General features: G+C 61.3%; 20 protein-coding genes. 13 read left to right on the plus strand and 7 right to left on the minus strand.

Annotation, left to right across the window (positions count from 1 at the left end):
* Positions 1–148: 148 nt before the first annotated feature.
* From AC1Z1G_RS19360 to AC1Z1G_RS19375, 4 genes are all read left to right on the plus strand, one after another.
* Entirely contained in the window at positions 149–2,902 is a 2,754-nt protein-coding gene (locus AC1Z1G_RS19360; RefSeq protein WP_483621855.1) for a response regulator, read from the plus strand.
* A gap of 64 nt (positions 2,903–2,966) precedes the next feature.
* The gene (locus AC1Z1G_RS19365) at positions 2,967–3,953 is read left to right on the plus strand and encodes a 2-hydroxyacid dehydrogenase (RefSeq protein ID WP_483621857.1); all 987 of its coding nucleotides are present in this window, start codon (positions 2,967–2,969) and stop codon (positions 3,951–3,953) included.
* Between the two features lie 146 nt (positions 3,954–4,099).
* Positions 4,100–4,534: a hypothetical protein gene (locus tag AC1Z1G_RS19370; RefSeq protein ID WP_483621858.1), complete on the plus strand. Its 435-nt coding sequence runs from the start codon at positions 4,100–4,102 to the stop codon at positions 4,532–4,534.
* Positions 4,534–4,938, plus strand: a complete 405-nt coding sequence (locus AC1Z1G_RS19375; RefSeq protein ID WP_483621860.1) for an META domain-containing protein — start codon at positions 4,534–4,536, stop codon at positions 4,936–4,938. Before AC1Z1G_RS19370 ends, AC1Z1G_RS19375 begins: the two co-directional genes overlap by 1 nt.
* 88 nt (positions 4,939–5,026) lie before the next feature.
* Here the strand turns inward: AC1Z1G_RS19375 and AC1Z1G_RS19380 are convergent, their stop codons facing one another.
* Positions 5,027–5,494, minus strand: a complete 468-nt coding sequence (locus tag AC1Z1G_RS19380) for a TlpA disulfide reductase family protein (RefSeq protein WP_483621862.1) — start codon at positions 5,492–5,494, stop codon at positions 5,027–5,029.
* A 114-nt stretch (positions 5,495–5,608) separates the two neighbouring features.
* On the opposite strand from AC1Z1G_RS19380, the gene arsC reads away from it, so the two are divergent.
* The 6 genes from arsC to arnT all read left to right on the plus strand — a co-directional run bounded on the left by arsC (position 5,609) and on the right by arnT (position 10,838).
* A complete protein-coding gene (arsC, locus tag AC1Z1G_RS19385) occupies positions 5,609–5,962 on the plus strand; it encodes an arsenate reductase (glutaredoxin) (RefSeq protein WP_483621864.1) in 354 nt (117 codons plus the stop codon).
* Positions 5,959–6,564 carry an NAD(P)H:quinone oxidoreductase gene (gene wrbA, locus AC1Z1G_RS19390; RefSeq protein WP_483621866.1) on the plus strand — a complete coding sequence of 202 codons (606 nt, stop codon included), beginning with the start codon at positions 5,959–5,961 and terminating at the stop codon, positions 6,562–6,564. The genes arsC and wrbA overlap by 4 nt, the downstream gene beginning before the upstream one ends.
* Positions 6,557–6,982, plus strand: coding sequence for a DUF2069 domain-containing protein (locus tag AC1Z1G_RS19395; RefSeq protein ID WP_483621868.1), 426 nt, complete (start codon positions 6,557–6,559; stop codon positions 6,980–6,982). Before wrbA ends, AC1Z1G_RS19395 begins: the two co-directional genes overlap by 8 nt.
* Before the next feature lie 79 nt (positions 6,983–7,061).
* Complete coding sequence (locus AC1Z1G_RS19400) at positions 7,062–7,733, plus strand: DNA-3-methyladenine glycosylase I (protein WP_483621870.1); 672 nt, start codon at positions 7,062–7,064, stop codon at positions 7,731–7,733.
* 404 nt (positions 7,734–8,137) lie between these two features.
* A complete protein-coding gene (gene pmrG, locus AC1Z1G_RS19405) occupies positions 8,138–8,806 on the plus strand; it encodes a lipopolysaccharide core heptose(II)-phosphate phosphatase PmrG (RefSeq protein ID WP_483621872.1) in 669 nt (222 codons plus the stop codon).
* A 379-nt stretch (positions 8,807–9,185) separates the two neighbouring features.
* Positions 9,186–10,838, plus strand: a complete 1,653-nt coding sequence (gene arnT, locus AC1Z1G_RS19410; RefSeq protein WP_483621874.1) for a lipid IV(A) 4-amino-4-deoxy-L-arabinosyltransferase — start codon at positions 9,186–9,188, stop codon at positions 10,836–10,838.
* A 52-nt stretch (positions 10,839–10,890) separates the two neighbouring features.
* Here the strand turns inward: arnT and ttcA are convergent, their stop codons facing one another.
* On the minus strand, positions 10,891–11,715 hold the full coding sequence (gene ttcA / locus AC1Z1G_RS19415) for a tRNA 2-thiocytidine(32) synthetase TtcA (RefSeq protein WP_483621876.1): 825 nt from the start codon (positions 11,713–11,715) through the stop codon (positions 10,891–10,893).
* Positions 11,716–11,990: 275 nt separating this feature from the next.
* Here ttcA and AC1Z1G_RS19420 point away from each other — a divergent pair, with 275 nt between their 5' ends.
* Positions 11,991–12,593 (plus strand): Yip1 family protein, encoded by a 603-nt coding sequence (locus AC1Z1G_RS19420; RefSeq protein WP_483621878.1) that lies wholly within the window; start codon positions 11,991–11,993, stop codon positions 12,591–12,593.
* 183 nt (positions 12,594–12,776) lie between these two features.
* The gene (locus AC1Z1G_RS19425; RefSeq protein ID WP_483621880.1) at positions 12,777–13,271 is read left to right on the plus strand and encodes a SprT family zinc-dependent metalloprotease; all 495 of its coding nucleotides are present in this window, start codon (positions 12,777–12,779) and stop codon (positions 13,269–13,271) included.
* A gap of 157 nt (positions 13,272–13,428) precedes the next feature.
* On the opposite strand, the gene AC1Z1G_RS19430 is transcribed toward AC1Z1G_RS19425, so the two are convergent.
* Both AC1Z1G_RS19430 and AC1Z1G_RS19435 read right to left on the minus strand, forming a co-directional pair.
* Entirely contained in the window at positions 13,429–14,610 is a 1,182-nt protein-coding gene (locus AC1Z1G_RS19430; protein ID WP_483621881.1) for a CaiB/BaiF CoA transferase family protein, read from the minus strand.
* A gap of 162 nt (positions 14,611–14,772) precedes the next feature.
* Positions 14,773–16,107 carry a dicarboxylate/amino acid:cation symporter gene (locus tag AC1Z1G_RS19435; RefSeq protein ID WP_483621883.1) on the minus strand — a complete coding sequence of 445 codons (1,335 nt, stop codon included), beginning with the start codon at positions 16,105–16,107 and terminating at the stop codon, positions 14,773–14,775.
* Positions 16,108–16,441: 334 nt separating this feature from the next.
* Between AC1Z1G_RS19435 and AC1Z1G_RS19440 the strand changes: the two genes are divergently transcribed.
* The gene (locus AC1Z1G_RS19440; RefSeq protein ID WP_483621885.1) at positions 16,442–17,440 is read left to right on the plus strand and encodes an AraC family transcriptional regulator; all 999 of its coding nucleotides are present in this window, start codon (positions 16,442–16,444) and stop codon (positions 17,438–17,440) included.
* 22 nt (positions 17,441–17,462) lie between these two features.
* Here the strand turns inward: AC1Z1G_RS19440 and AC1Z1G_RS19445 are convergent, their stop codons facing one another.
* The 3 genes from AC1Z1G_RS19445 to AC1Z1G_RS19455 all read right to left on the minus strand — a co-directional run bounded on the left by AC1Z1G_RS19445 (position 17,463) and on the right by AC1Z1G_RS19455 (position 20,202).
* Entirely contained in the window at positions 17,463–18,809 is a 1,347-nt protein-coding gene (locus AC1Z1G_RS19445; RefSeq protein WP_483621886.1) for an ATP-binding protein, read from the minus strand.
* A complete protein-coding gene (locus AC1Z1G_RS19450; protein WP_483621888.1) occupies positions 18,806–19,483 on the minus strand; it encodes a response regulator in 678 nt (225 codons plus the stop codon). Before AC1Z1G_RS19450 ends, AC1Z1G_RS19445 begins: the two co-directional genes overlap by 4 nt.
* Before the next feature lie 116 nt (positions 19,484–19,599).
* The gene (locus tag AC1Z1G_RS19455) at positions 19,600–20,202 is read right to left on the minus strand and encodes a hypothetical protein (protein ID WP_483621890.1); all 603 of its coding nucleotides are present in this window, start codon (positions 20,200–20,202) and stop codon (positions 19,600–19,602) included.
* Between the last annotated feature and the right edge of the window lie 16 nt (positions 20,203–20,218).

A 20,218-nucleotide genomic window follows, 5' to 3' on the forward strand; every position in this document is an offset into this window, starting at 1 on the left:
AATCCGGCGCATGCCACCCTTTTGGCGGTACGACACAGCGCTAAATTTTACGAAGATTGCCTGCAAGCAAATCGATACACTGCGCAGGTGGCGCGTGCCGGATGCAGGCGTCGAACATTAAAAAATTGCGTGGAAGCAGGAGATTTGCGTGCTAAAGAAACTGGGAATCAAAGGCCGCGTACTGTTGCTGACCCTGTTGCCCACCAGCCTGATGGCGATGGTGCTGGGCGGCTATTTCACCTGGATGCAGCAGTCCGACCTGCAAACCCAACTCCTGCAACGCGGCGAAATGATCGCCGAACACCTGGCGCCCCTGGTGGCACCCGCCATGGGCCACCAGGACAGCGACGTGCTCGAGCGCATCGCCACCCAGTCCCTGGAGCAACCGGATGTTCGCGCCGTGTCGTTCCTGGCGCCGGACCGCTCGCTGCTGGCCCATGCCGGCCCGAGCATGCTCAACCCGACGCCGATCGGCAACAGCTCGCACATGCTGCAACACACCGGTTTCGACGCGACCCGCTACTTGCTGCCGGTATTTGGCAAGCATCGCAACCTGGCCGGTGACCTGATCCCTGATGAAGCCGACCGGCTGCTGGGTTGGGTCGAGCTTGAACTGACCCACAATGGCATGCTGCTGCGCGGTTATCGCACCCTGTTTGCCAGTGTGATGTTGATCGCCGCCGGTTTGATTGCCACGGCGTTGCTGGCCCTGCGCATGGGCCGCACCATCAATGACCCGGTGAGCAAAATCAAACTGGCGGTGGCGCAACTCAAGGATGGCCACCTCGAAACCCGACTGCCACCGCTGGGCAGCCAGGAACTCGACGAGGTGGCTTCGGGCATCAACCGCATGGCCAGCACCCTGCAAAACGCCCAGGAAGAATTGCAGCACAGCATCGACCAGGCCACGGAAGACGTTCGCCAGAACCTGGAAACCATCGAAATCCAGAACATCGAACTGGACCTGGCGCGCAAGGAAGCCCTGGAGGCGAGCCGCATCAAGTCCGAGTTCCTCGCCAACATGAGCCATGAAATCCGCACACCGCTCAACGGCATTCTCGGTTTCACGCATTTGCTGCAAAAAAGCGAGCTGACCCCACGCCAGCTTGATTACCTGGGCACTATCGAAAAGTCCGCCGACAGCCTGTTGGGCATCATCAACGAGATTCTCGACTTCTCGAAAATCGAAGCCGGCAAACTGGTGCTCGACAACATTCCGTTCAACCTGCGCGACCTGCTGCAAGACACCCTGACCATCCTCGCCCCGGCCGCGCACGCCAAAGAGCTTGAGCTGGTCAGCCTGGTTTACCGCGACACGCCGTTGTCGCTGGTCGGCGACCCGCTGCGCCTCAAACAGATCCTCACCAACCTGGTCAGCAACGCGATCAAGTTCACCCGCGAAGGCACCATCGTCGCCCGCGCCATGCTGGAAGAAGAGCATGAAGACAGCGTGCAACTGCGCATCAGTATTCAGGACACCGGCATCGGCTTGTCCAACCAGGACGTGCGCGCCCTGTTCCAGGCCTTCAGCCAGGCCGACAATTCGCTGTCCCGCCAACCGGGCGGCACCGGCCTGGGGCTGGTCATCTCCAAACGCCTGATAGAACAGATGGGGGGCGAGATCGGGGTCGACAGTACGCCGGGCGAAGGTTCGGTGTTCTGGATCAGCCTGAGCCTACCCAAAACCCGCGACGACGCCGAAGACCTGCCCGCCCCGCCGCTGCTCGGGCGCCGCGTTGCCGTACTGGAAAACCACGAGCTGGCGCGCCAGGCTTTGCAGCATCAACTGGAAGACTGCGGCCTGCTGGTCACACCGTTCAACACCCTGGAAAGCCTGACCAACGGCATCACCGGCGCCCATCAGACCGACCAGGCCATCGACCTCGCGGTGCTCGGCATCACCAGCAATGACATGCCGCCCGAGCGCCTCAATCAACATATCTGGGACATCGAACACCTGGGCTGCAAGGTCCTGGTGTTGTGCCCGACCACCGAGCAGACGCTGTTCCACCTCTCGGTGCCCAACCCTCACAGCCAGTTGCAGGCCAAGCCTGCCTGTACGCGCAAACTGCGCCGGGCGCTGTCGGACATGGTCAACCCGCGCCAGTTGCGCAGCGAACCCGGCGAGCCGGTGGCCAGTCGCCCGCCCAAAGTGCTTTGCGTGGACGACAACCCGGCCAACCTGCTGCTGGTGCAAACCCTGCTCGAAGACATGGGCGCCAAGGTGCTGGCGGTCGAAAGCGGTTATGCAGCGGTCAAGGCCGTGCAAAACGAAACCTTCGACCTGGTGCTGATGGACGTGCAAATGCCCGGCATGGACGGTCGCCAGAGCACCGAAGCGATCCGCCAGTGGGAAAGCGAGCGTCATTGCACGCCGTTGCCGGTGGTGGCCCTCACCGCTCACGCCATGGCCAACGAAAAACGCGCGTTGCTGCAAAGCGGCATGGACGACTACCTGACCAAGCCCATCAGCGAACGGCAACTGGCGCAGGTGGTCTTGAAATGGACCGGCCTGGCCCTGCGCAATCAAGGGCCGGAACGCGGCAGCGATGCGTCGGGCACCGGCATTGACCTGCTGGTACTCGACCCCGACGAAGGCCTGCGCCTGGCAGCCGGCAAGGCAGACCTGGCGGCCGATATGCTGGCCATGCTGCTCGCCTCGCTGGAAGCCGACCGCGAAGCCATTCGAGTGGCCCGCGAGGCCAATGACCACAATGCGTTGATCGAACGCGTCCATCGCCTGCATGGCGCCACCCGTTATTGCGGCGTACCGCAACTGCGCGCGGCGTGCCAACGCAGCGAAACCCTGCTCAAGCAACAGGACCCCAAAGCCATCAGCGCCCTCGACGAACTTGAACGGGCAATCAACCGCCTGGCCAGCGAAGCGCGCATCAGCGCCTGATCCACAGCAATAGCGCCCAGGCCTGTCAGGGTTAAGCTTGGCGCTCACAAACAGGGAGCCTGTCATGCGCACGATTCTCTTCAGCAGCCAGACCTACGACCGCGAAAGCTTCCTTGAGGCCGCACTGCCGCCCGGTGTGCAGCTACAGTTTCAAGCCGCGCGACTGAGCCTGGACACCGTGGCACTGGCCGAGCACCACGAAGTGGTCTGTGCCTTCATCAATGACGACCTCAGCGCCCCGGTACTCGAACAGTTGGCGGCGGGCGGCACGCGGCTGATTGCCCTGCGTTCGGCCGGTTACAACCATGTCGACCTGGCCGCCGCCAAACGCCTGGGGCTTTCCATCGTGCGGGTTCCGGCCTACTCGCCCCACGCCGTGGCCGAACACGCGGTGGCGCTGATTCTGGCGTTGAACCGCCGCCTGCATCGCGCCTACAACCGCACCCGCGAAGGCGATTTCAGCCTGCACGGGCTGACCGGTTTCGATCTGGTGGGCAAGACTGTCGGCGTGGTCGGCACCGGCCAGATCGGTGCCACGTTTGCCAAAATCATGAATGGTTTCGGCTGCCGGTTGCTGGCCTATGACCCTTACCCCAACCCGCAGGTCGAAGCCCTCGGCGCACGTTATCTGCCCCTGCCGCAGCTACTGGCCGAATCGCAAATCATCAGCCTGCATTGCCCGCTCACGCCAGACAGCAAGCACCTGATCAACCCCGAGTCGCTGGCCCATCTGCAACCGGGCGCGATGCTGATCAACACCGGTCGCGGCGGCCTGGTGGACACGCCTGCGTTGATCGACGCACTGAAAAACGGTCAGTTGGGCTATTTGGGGCTGGATGTGTATGAAGAGGAAGCCCAGCTGTTTTTCGAGGACCGTTCCGACTTGCCCTTGCAGGACGATGTGCTGGCGCGCCTGCTGACGTTCCCCAATGTGATCATCACCGCTCACCAGGCATTTCTGACGCGCGAAGCGCTGGCGGCGATTGCGACAACGACCTTGCAGAACATTGCAGCCTGGGCGGCGGGCAATCCGCAGAACCGGGTCGACTGATCCCACAGACCTCGCGGCCCACCTCGACAGCGGGCCCAGGCCCGTTTGCAGACGCGCATGGGCGCCTGAACCTGATCGAAGGTCGCAACCGCGCGCCATCCCGAATTCTTTCGCGTGCTAGCATACCGGCCATATTTGGAGGACCCATGGTCGAACACGATTTCCGCTACACCCTGATGAACCCGCAGCACACCCTGATCGAGTGCCGCTCTCTGGCGCCGGGCCGTTTTCAAGTCACCGGCAACGGGGGCTCGATCCGTGCCAGCGACGTGCTGCTGGTCACGCTCAAGGGCAGCAAGGACTTGTCCATGCGCCTGACCGTTGAAAACGTTCGCCACCTGCTCAAGCCCATGGGCCAATGGGTGGCCATGGCGAGCGGGCCGGTGTTTGCCGAACTGGCGATTCACCAGTGGAAGGTCAATTGCGACAGCTGCGCCGCCGAGCTGAACTTTGAGTTCGCGGTCGACGCCAAACTGGGCGTCAAGGCACAAAAGCCTGCGGCGAGTGCACGTATCGCCGAGTTGGGCTGGACCAGCCAGGGCGAGAAACACCTGTGCCCCAAATGTCAGGAGCCTGCGTAATGAAACGCCTCGCGTTGGCCGTCATGATCGGCGCGGGCCTGTCGGGCTGTGCGGGTGACCCGGTAAAGCTGGAGCAAGAGCGCAGCTATGTGCTGGAGTGGATCGGCGAACGTCCGCTGATCGACAACAGCCACCTGACCATCACCCTCGGTGAGGACGGGCGCGCGTATGGCACGGGCGGCTGCAACCATTGGTTCGCGCCGTACACCCTTGAAGGTCAGCAACTGAGCTTCGGCAAGGTCGGCCGCACCCGAAAAATGTGCGCCCCGGCCCTGATGGAGCAGGAAACACGCTTCCTGCAAGCCCTGGAAACCGTGCAGCGCTGGGACATTTCACCGATCGAGCAACTGCGCTTCTGGCCAGCCGAAGGCAAGCCGCTGCGCTGGTGGCTGGAAGAGGGTTGATCACCCCGCACAGCCAAGTGACACCTGTGGCGAGGGAGCTTGCTCCCTTGCCACAACAGCCCACTCCACTTAAGCCCTTCGATACAAATCAGTTCTTTGCCTGCAACGCTTGCAGCTTCGCCATCACCCCTGCCGCCGTCTGCTCCCCCAGCAACTGTTCACGCACCTTGCCCTTATTGTCGATGATGTACGTCACCGGCAAGGCTTCGCTGCGCGGCAATTCAAAATGGTCGGCCGGGTCCTGGGCCAGCACCGTGAAGGTTATCCCGAGCTTTTCACTGGCAGCCTTCAGGTCTTCGCCCTGAACATTGTCGAAATTGACCCCAAACACACCAATCTTCTGGGCCTTGAGCTGCTCGGCCAGGGCGTTCAATTCAGGAATTTCGGTACGGCACGGACCACACCATTCCGCCCAGTAGTTGAGCACCAGCCATTGATTGTCCAGGCGCTCGGACGCGACTTTCTGCCCTCGCTGATCTACGCCGAAATCGACACCGCAGCCGCTGAGCAGCAGGGGAAAGAGGAGTACCAATGCTGCTGCCAATCGCCTTGTCATGAGCTGATCCCTGTTAAAAAAGTGATTTTGCTGCGACCCATCGCCTCCCAAGGTTCAGGACTGCTCGCGGCGCAGGTAGAATAGCCGCCACCTTACGCAAGATGCGACCCGCACATGACCGATCTGACGCTTTATCACAACCCGCGCTGCTCGAAATCGCGCGGTGCGCTGGAACTGCTGGAAGCCCGTGGCCTGACGCCCACCGTGGTCCGCTACCTGGAAACCCCGCTGAATCCCGCGCAGTTGCAAAGCCTGCTGGGCAAGCTGGGGATCGGCGCACGCCAACTGCTGCGCACAGGCGAGGATGAATACAAGACGCTGAACCTGGCCGACAGCACCCTCGGCGAGGCGCAATTGATCGCCGCCATCGCCGCGCACCCCAAACTCATGGAGCGGCCGATTCTTGAAGTGGGCGACAAAGCCGTGATCGGCCGTCCGCCGGAGAACGTGCTGGAGATTCTGCCGTGACCACGCCGTACATCCTGGTGCTGTATTACAGCCGCAGCGGCTCGACCAATGAAATGGCCCGGCAAATTGCTCGCGGTATCGAACAGGGCGGGATGGAAGCACGCCTGCGCACCGTGCCGGCGATTTCCGCCGACTGTGAAGCCGTCGCGCCGAGCATTCCCGAGGAAGGCGCGTTGTACGCAAGCCTCGACGACCTGAAAAACTGCTCGGGCCTGGCCCTTGGCAGCCCGACCCGCTTCGGCAACATGGCTGCGCCGCTCAAGTACTTCCTCGATGGCACCAGCAACCTGTGGCTGACCGGTGCCCTGGTCGGCAAACCGGCAGGCGTGTTCACCTCCACGGCGAGCCTGCACGGTGGCCAGGAAACCACCCTGCTGTCGATGATGCTGCCGTTGTTGCACCACGGCATGTTGATCACCGGTCTGCCTTACAGCGAATCGGCCCTGCTGGAAACCCGAGGCGGCGGCACGCCTTACGGCGCCAGCCACCATGCCGGTGCCGATGGCAAAAGCGGCCTGAATGAACACGAAATCGCGCTGTGCCGTGCCTTGGGCCTGCGCCTGGCGAAAACTGCCCTGCAACTGGAGAGCAACCGTGGCTAAGAAGCCGAAGATTTTGCCTTCCCTCGAGTGGCTGGAACCCCGTGTGCGCATCAGCCGGGGGCTCAGCCTGCTGTGTTTTTTCGGCCTGATCGGCCTGCTGTGCGCCTACTACCTGGTAATCGCCGACCTGCACGGCGCCCGCCCCTGGGTAATCCTGCTGATCGAGCTGGTGCCCTTGCTGCTGTTGGCACCCGGCATGCTCAGCGGCAGTGCGCGCGGGCATTCGTGGATGTGTTTCGTGGTGAACCTGTATTTCATCAAGGGCGCCATCGCCGCGTTCGACCCGAACCGCCAACTGTTCGGGCTGCTGGAAATGCTCGCGAGCCTGGCCGTGTTCTGCTCGGCCCTGCTGTATGTTCGCTGGCGCTTTCAGCTCAATCGCAAACTCGCCGGAGAAGGCGAGGCGAGCGTCGCCTGAGCGAACGCCCTGCCGCTGAGGGCCGCCCCCTCAATGTGGCAAAACTCAAATGACTGTCGTCACCGAACCCGGAGCGGGCATGCACGATTACAAATGGCTGAACGAATACTGTCTTAACCGCTTCGGTTCAGCCGCAGCCCTGGAGGCACACTTGCCTGTCCCCGCGTCCGAGCAGCAGCTGCGCGCACTCGGCGCCGACCGCTATCTGTCGATGCTGGCCTTGCGGGTGTTTCGCGCCGGGCTGAAACACAGCCTGGTGGACGCAAAATGGCCGGCATTCGAGCAGGTCTTTTTTGGCTTCGACCCGCAGAAGGTCGTACTGATGGGCGCCGAACACCTGGAACGGCTGATGCAGGACACACGCATTATCCGCCATCTGGGCAAACTCAAAAGCGTGCCGCGCAACGCGCAATTGGTCCTCGACATTGCCCATGAGCACGGCAGTTTCGGCAACTTCATCGCGAACTGGCCGGTGACCGATATCGTTGGCCTCTGGCAATACCTGGCCAAACACGGCAGCCAGCTTGGCGGCCTCTCAGCCCCGCGCTTTTTGCGAATGGTCGGCAAAGACACGTTCATTCCGACCCAGGATGTGGTGGCGGCACTGAGTGCGCAGAAGATCATCGACAAGGTTCCCGGCAGCCAGCGGGACCGGGCAATCGTGCAAGCCGTCTTCAATCAGTGGCACCAGGAAAGTGGCCGGCCTTTGTGCCAGTTGTCGGCCATGCTGGCGTTTACCGTCAACCATTAAACCGCTAGCAAAACCCTGCTGCGGGATGAACTTGCCGCGGCAGGCTTCACACTTCCTGGCTGTTTACAGCGTCAGTCTGCCGGCCATACGCAAACACCCCGATACACAATTTCCGCAACGCCCCAGCCTCCCTCTCGATACTTCCTGATTATCGACTATCGTTAGTTTCCAGCCTCCAAGAACAAGTCACTCTTGCGCTGTACCGCAAAGGGCGCCAAGCGCAGGGACGACTACTCCCTCACTGTTATCTGGCTGACAAGGACCGTTCATGCTCACTCGAATTTTTCACATTGGTTTCACCAATCCCCCACCACGATTGCCCTAGATTTGCGTTCCTGCTCAACGTTGCAACACCGCAACCTGTATTGAGCGATTCGCTTGAAAAACGCACACAGGTAATCAATGTGGCCAACGCTGTCCTGCCGGGTGCATCGCCAAAAAGCGGTAAAACCCGCCGACTCAAGAAAATCCTGCTGGGAAGCGCTGCTGTACTGATCGCGGCGCTGGTCACAGGCTTTGCCGTGTGGCCCAGAAGCCCGTTGAACCTGGGGGAAAGCGGCCACCTCGCGGGCGTTTACCAGCACTGGAAAGCCGGCGACCTCATCGTGCTGGTCAGGCATGCCGAACGTTGCGACCGCTCCAGCAATCCATGCCTGGGACCGGCGGATGGCATCACCCGCCACGGCAATGACGTGGCCACTCAACTGGGCAAGGCGTTCCAGAGCATCGGCATGGAAAACGCCGATGTCGTCAGCAGCCCGACCACCCGCACGCAACAAACCTCCACCGCGATGTTTGCCCATGCAGGCAGCGTGCAGGACTGGGCGGCCAAATGTGACAAAACGCTGGGTGACGCCGCCCTGAAGCACAAGGCCCAACAACGCAACCTTGTGCTGATTACCCACAGCGGCTGCATCAGCGACGTCGAAAGTGCATTGGGGTTCGAGCATGCGCAATTCAGCGAATACACCAGTTCACTCTTCGTGACGGTAGGGAGTAACGGCCAGTTGAAAATACTCGGCTTACTGAATGCCGAAGATTGGCCGCAGGCCCTGAAGAAGACTTTAAATTAGTTGTTACGATTTTAAAGCCCAGCAATTAAAGGCCTCTTTCGCATCGAGCACCTCACTCTGCGACATTGCCGTTTGACTTTAATTGAATCTGGACTAGCTCTTAACCCCACTCATTTAAACAGACAATGAGATTCACACTTATCTGAGCACCCAAACTGGACTTTTTTAGTTTAAGCGCTTGAATCTCTCTGGTTGTCCAACCTGTTTTGCCCGTGCCTGAAACAAGCCTTTGTTTGAGTGCCCGAGCGTACAACCACTTCTATGATCAGCCCCTGACTCCAAGGAATGTCATGCACCAGACACTGCTCCCCTCGCCCATGGCGCCCTTGCCAGGCCCTGCACTGAACGATCACGAGGGTCAGCCGCAGGGACAGCAACGATGATCAGACGCTGGGCATTGCCGCTGCTGCTGTTGGCCTTTGGCCTGTTCTATCTCCTGCCGCTGGGCACTCACGGCCTGTGGATCCCCGACGAAACCCGTTATGCGCAAATCAGCCAGGAAATGCTCCTGAGCGGTGATTGGGTGTCGCCGCATTTCATGGGCATCCGTTACTTCGAAAAACCCTCTGCCGGCTATTGGCTGATTGCCGTGGGCCAGGCGGTTTTCGGTGAAAACCTGTTCGGTGTGCGTATCGCCTCAGCCCTGACGACCGGGCTGAGTGTGCTGCTGACCTACCTGATCGCCGGGCGTCTGTGGACCGATCCGCGCAAGCGTTTTGCCGCCGCGTGGCTCTACATGAGCTTTGGCCTGATCGCCGGACAAGCCGGGTACGCCAACCTCGACCCGCAGTTCACTCTTTGGGTCAACCTGAGCCTGGTTGCCCTGTGGTTTGCGCTTTCCAGCACCACCACCCGTGCCCGAGTCGGAGCCTGGGCGATGCTGGGCTTTGCCTGTGGTATCGGCTTCATGACCAAGGGCTTTCTGGCCTGGTTGCTACCCGTATTGATCGCCCTCCCCTACATGCTCTGGCAGCGACGCCTGGGTGAATTGCTGCGCTACGGCCCGCTGGCCGTTCTGGTGGCGGCCCTCGTCTGCTTGCCCTGGGTGCTGAAGGTCCACGCACAGGAGCCGGACTTCTGGCGGTTTTTCTTCTGGCACGAACACATTCGCCGGTTCGCCGCAGAAGATGCCCAGCACACCCGGCCGTGGTGGTTCTACCTGCCGCTGCTGGTAGCGTCGAGCCTGCCATGGGCTGCGCTGCTGCCGTCGGCACTGATCCAGGGCTGGAAGGAAAAACTCAATCCCGCCATCGGTTTCCTGTTGCTCTGGATGCTCTTGCCGCTGGCGTTTTTCAGCCTGAGCCGGGGCAAACTGCCGACCTACATCATGCCGTGCCTGCTGCCACTGGCGCTGCTGATGGGCCATGTCCTGATCGAGCACATTACCCAGGCCAAGGGCCGGGTGCTGCGCATCAACGGCGTGCTCAATCTGGTCGTGGGAGTCGGCGCCCTGATCGCGCTGATCTACCTGCAAATAGCCCGGCCGGTCTACGGCCATGAAGAAATGCTCAGCCTGTCGCTGACCTTCATTGTGCTGATGGGCTGGATCATCGCCAACGTGCTGCAAGCCTTCCGGCCACTGACATTCTGGGCCGCCCCGGCCCTGGGCATCTGGCTGCTGGTCGCGCTGCTGCCGCCCGGCATGCCCAACAGCATTGTCTACAGCCAGATGCCCGACCAGTTCGTCAACGAACACCTGGCAGAGTTGCAGCCCACCACGGCACTGTTGAGCAACGACCTGAGCGCTGCCTCCGCCCTGACCTGGCGTCTGCGACGAACCGACGTCGTGCTGTACAACACGTCGGGCGAGTTGAAATATGGCCTGGACTACGCTGACGCCAGCCAGCGCCAGGTGGGCATGGACAACGTGCAGCAGTGGATGACCGAAGCCCGTAAACACGGCCCGGTGGGTGTGGTGATGCGGGTCAAGAACGTGGTCGAGGAACAGGAAGTCGAGCTGCTGCCGGTCGATGGCAAGCGTTACCAGAAAGGCGAGATCGTGATTCTGGTTTTCCCCCAGCGCCAGCCATGAACTGAATCAGCAGCCCCCCTTGGCGCCACGGCACCAGGGGGGGCGGAATGAATCAGAGATTGACCACGTTGACGAAGCGCGAGGCGGCGGTTTCGTCGATGCGCAGGTTGGTGAAGTCGAACAGGTTGCGGTCCGCCAGTTGGGACGGAATCACGTTCTGCAAGCCACGGAAGATGCTTTCGGTGCGGCCCGGCGTCTTGCGCTCCCACTCCTGAAGCATTTCCTTGACCACCTGGCGTTGCAGGTTTTCCTGGGAGCCACAGAGGTTGCACGGGATGATCGGGAACTGCTTGAAGTCCGAGTAGGCCTGGATGTCTTTCTCGTTGCAGTAAGCCAGTGGCCGGATCACCACGTTGCGCCCGTCATCGGCACGCAGCTTGGGTGGCATGGCCTTCAGCGAGCCGTTGTAGAACATGTTGAGGAAGAACGTCTCGACAATGTCGTCGCGGTGGTGACCGAGGGCCATTTTCGTCGCACCGATTTCATCGGCGAAGGTGTAGAGCGTGCCACGGCGCAGGCGCGAACACAGCGAGCAGGTAGTTTTGCCCTCCGGAATCAACTCCTTGACCACCGAATAGGTGTCTTTTTCGACGATGTGGTATTCCACGCCCAGTGTTTTCAGATAGGCCGGCAACACATCCTCGGGGAAGCCCGGCTGCTTCTGGTCCATGTTCACGGCCACGATCTCGAACTTGATCGGCGCCACTTTCTGCAAGTGCATCAGCACATCGAGCAGGGTGTAGCTGTCCTTGCCACCAGACAGGCAGACCATGACCTTGTCGCCCTCCTCGATCATGTTGAAATCGGCGACGGCCTCACCGGCCTGCCGGCGAAGACGTTTCTGCAGTTTGTTCTGGTTGACCGAAAGCGTGCCCATGGTGCTCAAATCCGCGAGGAGTGACGAAAGGACGGCATTTTACGCAAAAAAACGGCGCGGGCGAAGATCCCCCCGGATTTGCCGCACACCAGAAGCAGCAGCGATTAACCCCCGGCTTTACAGCGCAATTTGCTCTAAAGCCCCTGCTCCCGCACCAACAACTCCTCCCTATACTGCGACATAAGGTCGCATACATTTCAGACCTTTCTTACAGGGCCGCAGGCCCGTAAGCGCTCCGCTGGGGGGCGATAGCAATCACGAAGGAGTGACTGACTATGATCCATCACGTCGTGGGGCTTTTCACCCACCCTGATCAAGAATGGAAAGAAATCCGTGGCGACCAAGAGGAAAGCATCAGCCACATGTACCTCACGCACACGCTGATTCTCGCGGCGATCCCCGCCGTGTCGGCGTTCATCGGCACCACGCAGGTCGGCTGGGTCATCGGCAGCCGGGCGCCGGTCATGCTGACCCAGGAAAGCGCCCTGTGGATGACCATCATGTCTTACCTGGCGATGCTCGGTGGCGTCGCGGTGATGGGCGCGTTCATTCACTGGATGGCGCGCACCTATGACGCGAGCCCGAGCCTGGCGCGTTGCGTCGCGTTTGCCACCTACACCGCGACACCGCTGTTCATCGGCGGGCTGGCGGCACTCTATCCACACTTGTGGCTGGGAATGATCGTCGGCACGGCCGCTGTCTGCTACACGGTGTACCTGCTCTATGTAGGGTTGCCGACCTTCATGAACATTCCATCGGACGAGGGTTTTCTGTTCTCAAGCTCGGTGCTGGCCGTGGGGCTGGTGGTGTTGGTCGCCATCATGGCGTTCACCGTGATTGTCTGGGGCCTGGGCGTCGGCCCGGTCTACACCAACTAGCCAAACGCTGCTAACGCGGGCAGTCGAGCGAGCAAAGGATGCCGCCAACACACCACACCAGGATCTGCCAATACAGGCCGCCGCGAGGCGGCCTTTTAATTGCCCCGCGACCATTCGGCGCCTGAACGATTCGGAATGCGCGGTGTTTGCGGCATACTCGGTGACTCTGGAGACCCGTCAAGCATGCCCGAGCCACTCAATACCCGCGTCGAACAGTGCTTCCAACAAGCCGAATCCTTTTTCAAACGTTCTTTCAAACGCCCGGTGGTCAGCCTCAAGTTGCGTGGCCAGAAAGCCGGCGTGGCGCATTTGCACGAAAACCTGCTGCGCTTCAATCCGCAGTTGTACCGGGAAAACAGCGAAGACTTCCTCAAGCAGACCGTCGCCCACGAAGTGGCACACCTGATCGCCCATCAGCTGTTTGGTGACCGGATTCAGCCCCACGGCGAGGAATGGCAGTTAATCATGCGCGGCGTCTATGAACTGCCGCCCCACCGCTGTCACACCTACGCAATCAAGCGTCGCAGCGCCACCCGCTACATTTACAAATGCCCGTGCGTCGACAGCGATTTCCCGTTTTCCGCCCAGCGCCATAACCTCGTACGCCAGGGGCGACGGTACTTGTGCCGGCGTTGCCGCAACACCCTGGTGTTCAGTGGGGAAATGAGAGTCGAGTAGTGAGATTTCCGGTGTCTGGGCCGGCCTCTTCGCGAGCAAGCCCGCTCCCACATTGGATCTGCGTCGGGAGCTGGCTTGCTCGCGATAGCGGCCGATCAGACACCAGGGTCTGTACGAGAAGTCGCCGAGTGGCGATCAGGCAGTTCTCGTACAGAGCCTAGAGAATGACCTTGGCACTGCGTAACGCCTCGATCCGCTGCTCGCTGTACCCCAACTCGCCCAGCACCTGATCGGTATGCGCCCCCAGCGCCGCGCCGATATGTCTTGGCTCGGGCAGCCCCTCCGAAAACTTCAGCGCACAGGCCATCTGCACCTGGGTCGAGCCATCACCACGGGGCACCTCAGTCGTCACTTCCCGAGCCCTGAGCTGCGGGTGTTCAACAGCCTCCGCCAGGCTTAGCACCGGCTCGACACAGGCATCAACCCCGGCAAACCGTTCACACAGCTCGGCAAAATCGTGCTTCTCGAATTCGATCTGCAACGCCAGTTTCAAGGCCTTTTGCTGCTCGGGCCTGGGCGACAACCCGTGCGCGGCCAACTCGGGCTTACCCAGTACGGCGCACAGTTGCTGCATGAAATCCGGCTCCAGGCTGCCCACCGACAACCAGCGACCATCGCGCGTGCGGTAGTAGTCGTAGAAGCTGCCACCATTGAGCATCTGGTCTTCGCGGCCAGGCTCAACACCGCAGGCCAGATAGCCCGCACCGGCCATGGCATTCAGGCTGAACGCGCAGTCGGTCATGCTCACGTCCAGGTGCTGCCCCACACCGCTGTGCTGGCGGGCGATCACCGCTGCCAGCAAACCGATCACCCCGTGTAGCGAGCCGCCGGCGATGTCCGCGGCCTGAATCCCCAAGGGCAACGGCCCACTGTCCTGACGCCCGGTGTAACTGGCCACGCCCGCCAGCGCGAGGTAGTTGATGTCATGCCCGGCGCGGTCCTTGTACGGGCCGGTCTGGCCGTAACCGGTGATGGACACGTAAATCAACCGTGGGTTGATCGCCTTCAACGCCTCGTAGCCCAGCCCCAGACGCTCCATCACTCCCGGCCGGAATTGCTCCAGCAGGATGTCGTGGTCGCGCAGCAACTGCTTGACCACCTCCAGCGCCGCCGGCTGCTTGAGGTCCAGCGCCAGGCTGCGCTTGTTGCGATTGAGGTAGGCATGGCTGGCGGACACGCCCTGATCATGGGGCGGCAACACCCGCAGCAGGTCCAGGCGCGTCGGCGATTCGATGCGCAACACCTCGGCGCCCATGTCCGCCAGCAACAACGAAGCGAATGGCCCCGGGAGCAGCGTCGAGAAATCCAGAACCTTGAGTGATGCCAGTGGACCGGGCATGAGCGTTCTCCGTAAGCGACATCTCAAGCCTAGGCAGCCCGACAGCGCTGAGCAATCACCGTAACCGTCAGCGGGACTGACCGTTGCGCTCAGAAAGGCAAGCGGAGCCAGACCTGTAGAAACAAAAAACCCGCCGAAGCGGGTTTTTCATGACTCGGTGAATTACTTCACCGACGTCGGGGTTGGGCCTTCAGCCACGCCCAGATCGTCTTCTTCACGGGTGTCGGAGATACCACGACCACCGGAAGCCAGTTCGACCTTAAGCTTGTCTTCGTCCAGCTCCTTGACCCACTTGGCCACGACCAGTGTCGCCACGGCGTTACCGACCAGGTTGGTCAAGGCACGGGCTTCGGACATGAAGCGGTCGATACCCAGGATCAGCGCCAGGCCGGCAACCGGCAGGTGGCCAACGGCGGACAGGGTGGCGGCCAACACGATGAAACCGCTGCCGGTCACGCCCGCAGCACCTTTGGAGGACAGCAACAGCACCAGCAGCAAGGTGATCTGGTGGGTGATGTCCATGTGGGTGTCAGTCGCCTGGGCGATGAACACAGCGGCCATGGTCAGGTAGATCGAAGTACCGTCGAGGTTGAACGAATAACCGGTCGGGATCACCAGGCCCACTACCGATTTCTTCGCGCCCAGGCGTTCCATTTTGATCAGCATGCGCGGCAGGGCGGATTCCGACGAGGAAGTACCCAGTACGATCAGCAGCTCTTCACGGATGTAGCGAATCAGTTTCAGCACGCTGAAACCGTGAGCGCGGCAGATAGCGCCCAGCACCACCACCACGAACAGTACGCAGGTGATGTAGAAGCAGATCATCAACTGGCCCAGTTGCACCAGCGAACCGACACCGTAGGCGCCGATGGTGAAGGCCATGGCACCCAGCGCACCGATCGGCGCGAGCTTCATGATCATGTTGATGATGTTGAACATCACGTGGGCAAAGCGATCGATGAAGTCCAGCACCGGTTTGCCGTAGGCACCCAGGCGATGCAGGGCGAAACCGAAGATCACCGAGAACATCAGCACTTGCAGGATGTCGCCCGTGGCGAACGCACCGACGATGGTCGACGGGATGACGTTGAGGATAAAGCCGACGATGCTCTGGTCAGCGCCTGCGGTCACGTAGGCGGCAACTTTCGAGGCGTCCAGTGTGGCGACGTCGATGTGCATGCCGGCACCCGGTTGCACGACGTTGACCACGACCAGGCCGATCAGCAGGGCAATGGTGGACACGATTTCGAAGTACAGCAGCGCGTAGCCACCGGTCTTGCCCACCGACTTCATGTTCTGCATGCCCGCGATACCGCTGACGACGGTGCAGAAAATGATCGGGGCGATGACCATTTTGATCAGTTTGATGAACCCGTCGCCCAGCGGCTTGAGCGCCACGCCGGTCTGCGGGTAGAAGTGACCGAGCAGAATGCCGATGGCGATGGCTACGATCACCTGGAAATACAGGGATTTGTACAGTGGCTGACGAGTCGTCATTGCAAAGTTCCTCAAGAGTCCCGCGTGGCAACATCCGGGTGTTGCCCACGACACTTGAATTGCGAACCCTCCTGCACTGGAGGAATTTGTTTTGTCGAGCTGCGCGCTGGCAGATCTCCAGCCCTTATCGCAAACCCCGTGCCAGCTCACCCAAAACACCCGAAAGCCCTTTGCCAGCGGGGGCGATAGCCCAGTCGCCGTGACTCACTCACTCGCACAAAGTGGCGGATTCCCGCCCACCACCAGGATCTCGTCCTACAATTTGGCGGATATCCGCCTTGTTCATGCGTGGGGTCGTGGCTAAGATCCGCCATTCACTGGACGGACCCGAGCCATGCGTGAACGTACCATCGCCAGCCATTTCGCCCGCGCCGCCCTCGAGGGTGCGCGTCGGCAGGGTTACGACTATTCGCCGCTGTTGCAGGCACTGGGCATCAGCGCCGAGCTGCTTGACGAGCCGCGCGCGCGCCTTGCACCCGAGCAGTTCACCCGCCTGCTGCAAGGCCTGTGGCAGGGGCTGGATGATGAATACCTGGGGTTCGGTCAGGGCCCGAGCAAACCCGGCACCTTTGCCATGATGTGCCATGCCTTGATTCACTGCCCGACGCTGTCGAAAGCACTCAATCGCGGCTTATTATTTTATAGCCTATTCCCCCACGGCCCGCGCCTGACCCTGAGCCGCGAAGGCGAAATGGTTCGCCTGAGCCTGGACGACTCCCCCCTGCGGGACCCTGAACACTTCCTCACCGAATGTCTGCTGGTGATCTGGCACCGGCTCGGCAGTTGGCTGATCGGCCAGCGAATTCGCCTGGAAGAAGCCACCTTCAGTTACCCGAAACCGGCGCATGTGGCCGAGTACGATCTGCTGTTTCCCTGCACGCAGCAGTTCTCAACCTCCCACAGCAGCCTGTTGTTCCACAGCCGCTACCTGGCCATGCCACTGTTGCAGGACGAACGCACCCTCAAGCATTTCCTCGAACGTTCGCCGGCCGACCTGCTGTCACGCCCGGACGACGGCGACAGCCTCAGCAGCCAGTTGCGCCGTTTGCTCAGCCGCGACAGTTCGCGCTGGCCAGACCTGGAAACAGTGGCCGCGCACCTGCACATCAGCCCGCAGACGTTACGTCGGCACTTGCGTGAGGAAGGTTCGAGTTTTCAGGAGTTGAAAGACCAGTTGCGCCGCGATATCGCGATTTATCACCTGGGCCGCGCCGACCTGTCGTTGCAACAGATCGCCGAGCAGTTGGGGTTTTCCGAACCCTCGGCGTTTCACCGGGCGTTCAAGAAGTGGACCGGGTTGACCCCCGGCGCTTACCGCGCCCAGGAAGATTGAGTCTTCAGTGCCGAGCTTTCGCTCACGCCACCGGAAAATGAATCCGGAACGCCGCCCCGCCCAGTACCGAGTCGTTCAAGGTCAACTGCGCCCCATAGCTTTCGATGATGTCCTTGACCACCGCCAGACCAATGCCCTGCCCCGGATGCTGGCGGTCCAGGCGCTCGCCGCGCTGGAGGATCCGCGCCCGCTGATCCGGCGGCACACCCGGGCCGTCATCCTCGACACATAACTCGATGTCGCCCATCACCTCGTGCACACTGATCCGCACCTGGCTCAGGCACAGGCGATAGCTGTTTTCCAGCAGGTTGCCGAGCATTTCCAGCAGCGCCCCCTGCTCGATCGGCACGTAGCAATGCTCCGGCAAGTCGAACGAAACACGCACCGCTTTATCGCGATAGACCTTGTCCAGCGTGTCGCACAGGCTTTGCAGCACCGGGCGCAAGCGCACCTGATGGCGCACCAGACCGCTTTTACGCAAACTGGCACGCTGCAACTGGTAGCTGATTTGCTGGCTCATGCGTTCGATCTGACTTTGCAGCACCCAGGCCTGATCCCGATCCTGCGGGCGTCGGGCCATGTCTTCACTGACCCCTTGCAGCACCGCCAACGGGGTTTTCAGGCTATGGGCCAAGTCATCCAGCGAGTCGCGGTATCGGCTGCGCTGCTCCCGCTCGCTGCGCAGCAAACGGTTCAACGAGCCGGTCAGGCGCAGCAGTTCGCGGGGGTGTTCCTCACTGAGGCTTTCACGGGTGCCGCTTTCGATCTGGTCCAGTTCCTGGCTCAAGCGGCGCAGTGCCTGCAAGCCCCAGGTCAGGCCGATCCACAGCAGCGAGAGCAACACCAGCAACGCGGCGCCGAACCCCAGATACAGATTTTCTCGCAGGCCTTCGAGGGTCTGCTGGTACTCACGCACCGGTTGCAGCGCCACGATACTGAACGCCGCACTCTTGCCGCCCAGCAGCTTGACCTCCACGTCATAGACGAAGAATTCCTGCCCGTTGGCCGCACGGATCCGGGCGAACTCATTGCCGCGTCCGTCGTAGCGTGGCGTGTAGTTGATGTCCTCGTCCCGGGTCGCCCGTGAACGCCAGACCAGATGCCCTTCACGGTCATAGATGTAACCCAGCAGCCGACTGTCGGTGAGGTTGAAGCGCTCATCCGGCAACTGCGTCGGCATCTGCAACCGGTTGTTTTCAACCCGCGCCGCGGAGATCAGCGTGGTCACGTCCGAGGCCAGGCGCTGCTCGATGGAGTCTTGCAGCGCCAGGCTGAACGCGCCCTGCATGGCGGGCAACAAGGCCAGCATGAACAGCACCGCCAGGGTGGTGGCAGCGAGCATCAACCGCACACGCAGAGAACGAATCACCGGCAGCGCTCGTTGAACAGGTAGCCCAGGCCACGCACGGTTTCAATCGGTTTGAAACCGGCCGGCCCTTCGAGTTTGCGCCGCAGGCGGCCAACCAGCACCTCGATCACATTCGGATCGCGCTCGTCGTCATCAGGGTAGAGCTGTTCCATCAGGCGATCCTTGGCCACCACTTGCTGATGATGCCGCATCAAGTATTCAAGGATTCGGTACTCGTACGCGGTCAGCGCCAACGGCTGCTCATCAAGAGACGCCTGCTTGCGGTTGAGGTCCAGCAGCAACGGCCCGGCAATGATGGTCGACTGGGTAAAACCGCTGGAGCGGCGCAGCAACGCATTGAGGCGCGCATCGAGCTCCTCGAACTGAAACGGTTTGACCACGTAGTCGTCGGCACCGGCAGCCAGGCCTTCGACCTTGTCCTGCCAGTTGCCGCGCGCGGTCAGGATCAGGATCGGAAAACTCTTGCCCAGGGTGCGCAACTCGCGGATCAGTTCCAGCCCGCCCATGCCCGGCAGACCGAGATCGATCACCGCCAGGTCATGGTTGAACTGCCCGACCTGATACAGCGCCTCCTCGGCATTGGCCACGGCCTCGACCACATGGCCGCTGTCGGTGAGACGGGTTTGCAGGTGATGGCGCAGCAGCGCTTCATCTTCGACGACCAGCAGTTTCATAACGCTCTCCCAGGCAAGGCAACGCCTCCACGGGCACTGTCAGTGCCCTGATGACTAACACGACGACGCCGGATCACCTCAGGCTGATCCGGCGCGGGCCGACTCTGAACGCGCGCTTAAAAAGCGTAGTTGGCCGACACGTAAGTTTGAGCACTGCTGGTCAGGTCCAGCGAGCCCTGCTTGCCGACGCCACGCTGACTCATTTCAGTGCTGGCATTGCTGCGCAGGTAACGGTAACCCAGTTCAACCGAGGTGTTCTGCGAAACTTGCTGCAACACGCCGGCCTGTACGCCGAGCGCATACCCGATGTCGCTGTCGCGGCTGTAGCCCGGCGAGTCCTGGGTCAGCTTGGTCAGACCGGCCGTGCCGCCGCCAAACAGCTTGGTGCTGCTGGTCACGGGCAGGAACAGGTCATAACTGCCCAGCAGGTTTTCCTGGCGCAACTTGATGCCGTTGTGGCTGCCGGACACATTGTCGTACGTGGCGTAGTAGCGCGCCTCATCGTTCTGCCGCCCGAGGCGCAGGCCCCAGGTATTGTCCTTGCCAATCACACCGTCGGCGTTCGGATGATCGAGGTTGCTGTTGAGCGAACTGGATTTTTTCACCTTGTCGCTGGTCTGGCCGAACGTCAGGCTGGCGAAGTTGCTGTCGGCCGCCTGGGCCGCAGCGCTGGCACCGAGAACGGTCACGGCCAGCATCAGTTTTTTGAATACAGTCATAGGGGTCTTCCTCATG

Source organism: Pseudomonas sp. JL27(2026) (genome assembly GCF_056933555.1).